This window comes from Oligoflexus sp. (assembly GCF_035638955.1).
GTDB lineage: Bacteria > Bdellovibrionota_B > Oligoflexia > Oligoflexales > Oligoflexaceae > Oligoflexus.
On record NZ_DASQYZ010000227.1, the window covers coordinates 1 to 4,283 of the forward strand.

Annotated in this window: 2 protein-coding genes and 1 pseudogene; 2 read left to right on the forward strand and 1 reads right to left on the reverse strand. The window is 48.6% G+C overall.

Annotated elements, in window-relative coordinates:
* Window positions 1-135 precede the first annotated feature (135 nt).
* Window positions 136-1,242 carry a S1 family peptidase gene (locus VE954_RS21425; protein ID WP_324956573.1) on the reverse strand — a complete coding sequence of 369 codons (1,107 nt, stop codon included), beginning with the start codon at window positions 1,240-1,242 and terminating at the stop codon, window positions 136-138.
* Between the two features lie 1,223 nt (window positions 1,243-2,465).
* On the opposite strand from VE954_RS21425, the pseudogene VE954_RS21430 reads away from it, so the two are divergent.
* Together VE954_RS21430 and VE954_RS21435 are read left to right on the forward strand one after the other, a co-directional pair.
* A pseudogene (locus VE954_RS21430) lies at window positions 2,466-2,765 on the forward strand (IS6 family transposase); the annotation flags it as partial.
* Window positions 2,766-3,630: 865 nt separating this feature from the next.
* Entirely contained in the window at window positions 3,631-4,176 is a 546-nt protein-coding gene (locus tag VE954_RS21435) for a Plug domain-containing protein (RefSeq protein ID WP_324956575.1), read from the forward strand.
* Window positions 4,177-4,283 lie beyond the last annotated feature (107 nt).

The window sequence follows — 4,283 nt, forward strand, 5'->3', positions numbered from 1 at the left end:
GTGACAGCTTCGCTCATCATGGGCCGATTTGGGAATTCGCAGCTGAGCGAGGTACAACGGAAGCAGCTGATTTTTCCTTATATCTCCTATCGCCCTTATTCCTATGACACGACAAATCCAAAGATGCCTGTCGTCTTATTCCTGGCAGCTCTTTGTGATCGTGTACTTAAGGATATCACTAAGGCGGCTATCGCTGGCAAAAGGGTCCTGAAAGGTCAGATCATGCTTTTGATTTACTGCGGACTCGTTGACCTTGAGAGTCAGATCATATGATACGGAATAGTCGTCCTGGAAATTACGAACGGGTGTCACCGTGAATTCACAGTTGCGCACCACCCGGCCCGAGATGTTTTTTACCTGGATGCTGAGTACATTGTTCTGCTCCACGAGCTCTCCGACAACCTCAAATTCAGCTGGCTTTTGCGGATCAGTAAGATTCTCTGGTTGAGGCGTATTCTGGGGCGCTGCGCTGCCGGCACCAAAGGGATCCTGGCGGCCTGTAAGCTCACGGGCCATATCAAGAAGCATATTATAGTTTTGGGTTACACTCGCATAATCATTGCCGCCTATGCATTCACTCTGAGAATTAGCAGTCGCGGTGGCGGCAATCCCTGCGGTGTACCATTCACCGTCCTTCTGCACAAAGAGAGGTCCACCGGAATCACCGCTACATGCAGCTTTTCTGCCATTCTCAACCCGTAAAGTGCCCCCGGGAGACCAGCCAACATAAAAGCTGTCCACTGTCCGGAGGGTACCAAAAGTGTCCTGATTGTCAGTACCGTAACCTGCCTGACGAACGGCGTCGCCGGGATTCAAGGGCATGCCGGCTGGAAGAAGTTTCACAGGGGCATACCCGGTGGGAATGTTTTTGGCGAGCTTCAGCATGGCCACGTCATTGTGAGAACCAGAATACCCTTGATTCACAATGTAACTTTCGATGGCAATAACCTTGCGATCGTTGCCGCCGAAATCGATGCCAAACAGCGCATAGGGATCCTGCAAAACATTCTCTACGCAGTGAGCCGCCGTCGATATCAAATCGCGTGCTACAATGGTTCCTGTACACCCACTCAGGCCGACCGTGGAGACTTTTTCAGGGCCAGTATTCTGGCTCGTGACGAGGCGCCCGCCAACGATATCAAGGTTATTTTTTTGAGGTTTTTGACCGCAGGCGTTCAGCGCATGGAGGGCAGCTAGACAGGCAAGCAGGACAGGCAGGGTTTTCGATTTCTTCATGATCATGGGTTCTTTCCTTTTCAACTCAGATATCACAACCGCAACAACAGTCACTTATCCACTCCTACAGGACTTCATGGGCTTCTGCTTGATTCGGGTTGTGGCCGAGCAGGTCGAGGCTCAATAGCTTAAAATATTTGATTCAACATAAGTATAGGAATTACCCGTCCTGGCTTTTGCGGTCGTGATCAAAAAATTTTTCGGCTCTGTCGCAAGGTTTTGTCAGGCTCAAGTGAAATTCTGAAGGGACCAATGTGTGCCTTAAACCCCAGGTGTTGCGGTTCTTTTAAAAAAACTCGCAAAGGGCCACCGGGGCCTTTGCCCCTGACTTCTTTGTATTGATCTCCTCCGGAACAGAGTGCTCACGGACAATGATTTTTCAAAACCTGTGGGGGTGCTTCGCGAACACAATTTTACATAATGATCTGCCGAAAATTCTCCATGAATAACAATTTTGCTGCCAATCAAGTGCTCTTCAGAAGAAGATGAGAGTTACGGCAATGCATGTAATTCCTTTTCAACGCTTCACATCCTTTGGATGCTGGGGTTTTCTTAAAATGCGCCCATCATTTGGGTCAGGTCGCATGCATATATCAACACAAACCGCTACAAAGCTCATTGCATCCATTTGGTGATCTTCATTCAGTGTGTTCCGGTGACAGAGATGGGTTAGCCTCTCATCTGCGAGTCCCCCTTCATAGAAGAATACGCCATATGCCATGAATGGAAATTCGTGGATTGAGGCTCGATGCGAGAAAAAACATTGGCAGGAAGATCATGTGGTGGCGATTGCAATGGCCTAGGTACGTGGCTTTGCGGTATTCATACAGAGCTATCACTGAGGTGGTGAAGCCTCCAGGGTTTTAAATGCAAACCGCTTTTTTGGGCAGAGTGAGTAAGCTAACGTACCACAATGTAAAAGCGATCAGAATATCGACAAACGCTCAAACAACGCCGGGACCAGGCAACGTAAACCGCTGATCGATGGTAGTTTTCAGAGGGATTGATATTTGCACCTGTCAAAATTAGCGCAGTAGGCATCCAACAACTGGGGTTGCCAATGATGTGTCAGAAATTGTTGTTCCTCATTTGTGGTCTTCTCGTGATTATAGCAATTAGCTGTGTAACCAAAAAAGAAACGCAGCGGATAAGGTGGAGAAGGTTGAGCAGGAAAAAGTTGAAGTAGAAAGCCATGTGTGACGGATGAAACGCCAGGGTCTACTCACCCGTATATCAAAGTCAAGGGTCAGTGGAATTACCTCTACCGGGCCGTCGACCAGGAAGGCAATACAGTCGACTATTTGCTGACAGCAAAGCGCGACCGGAAAGCCGCAAAGCGCTTTCTCTTGAAGGCTGTCAGGTCAAACGATGAACCGGTGAAAATCACTACTGACAAAAGCGGAGCCAACACCTCGGGCATCGAAACTTATAATGAGGACGAAGGCACTGATATCGAAATTCGTCAGAACAGATATTTGAACAACATTATCGAACAGGACCATAGGCCCATCTCGATGCTTGATAGCCCTCAAGAGCTCCGGACCCTGATGTTTCATGAACTCCTACATGCTGCAGGTTATGATCATCCAAGAGTTGAATGTCACTGGAGGCAGGCTGGTTGCGGAGTAATGGGGCATTCCCCTTACCCGCACTTAAGAATGAACGATTCGGATTATGAGGCTTTGATCCGATTCAGCTTCAATCGTAAGTATTTCGCCCGCCTTCCTTTAATTGCTGATCAATCTCATGGAACCGCGAACCTGCAAAAAAGCCATTGAAAAATCACAACAACCGGTCGACACTCGAAATCAGAATTGAGCATTGGCATTTCCCGGATTAATAGGTGCTCTACACGCTGCGGCAGGTCGGGAAAAGAAGTGCCTTGCGACACTCAACTCCCCTCAGAACCAATCGTGCGGATTTCCGCGCCAGTCAAAAGATGTCGGGTCGCGAGGACAAGTCACGATCTGCTGCAGCCAAGTTGCAGATAGTTCCTGACTTATTTTCATGACGCTCGCCTGAAGGCTTTACCACGGAAGCCCAGTGCCGCGCCCTTTCACAGGCCGAAGATGTTTCATCGATTGCATTGAAATTATGGATGACTTGATAGTGAACTTAAAGCCTCTTTTTTAAAAATTTCACTGTCGCGCCCGAGTAATTTCCGGCATCTGTTCAAAAATGCTGTAAAAATTAGGCCGAATGTTGCTTTTTAGATGCCTGCTGGTGCCGAGCCTTCCGGCGCCGGGGATGCGCATCGTAAATCAGTGTGAGCGATCATCGGTGAACACCGCGTAAGTTAAGCTTTACGCAAGATTTAGATAGTCTTTACATTCCAGGCAACACCATGTAGATGCCATTAGGACGTCAGAATCCAACTCCAAAAAGGTGCGCTTTATGAAAAAAAACGAGGACTGGTCTCAAAGATATTTGTCGCGGGCTCTTCTAGCTACAGTGATTTCCGCTTCTGCAGTCCATGGCGAGGAAGTAAAAAGTCCTGTAAACCCGGATAAACCCAAGTCAGAAAAAGTAACTGTTACCGGCTCGCGGCTTAAGCGAATCGACGTGGAGAACGCGGTTCCCACCAAAGTCCTGCGGCAGGAAGATTTCAAGAAAGCTGGCATAACATCCGTCAGCGAACTTCTGCAGAATCAGACAGAAAATACCTTTGGCAGCTTTACAGGTGGTGGCGGATACTCATCCGTCGGGCAAGCCACTTTGAATCTCCGTGGACTTGGATCAGGCCGTACCCTGGTTCTTGTGAACGGCCGCCGTCTGCCGGCTGAAGCCAGTCTCGGCGGAACCAATATCAATAACATCCCCCTCGCCATGGTCGAGCGGGTGGAAATCCTGAAAATGAGCGCTTCGGCCGTTTTGCGTAATACACGGATATCCGACCACCTAATCCACCCGGTAGATGTCACAAAAGATGTCGTTTCCTGATATAAAACCATCATGGAGGATTATCATGGCAGCTACAGCTTATTCCCCAGAGTTTAAAGAGCGTGCAGTTCAGGCATTCATGTCTAGAGGCGCACGATCAACCAGAG

Coding starts and splice junctions, on each gene's coding strand:
- VE954_RS21425 (WP_324956573.1), bottom strand. CDS start 1,242: ATGATCATGAAGAAATCGAAAACCCTGCCTGTCCTGCTTGCCTGTCTA.
- VE954_RS21435 (WP_324956575.1), top strand. CDS start 3,631: ATGAAAAAAAACGAGGACTGGTCTCAAAGATATTTGTCGCGGGCTCTT.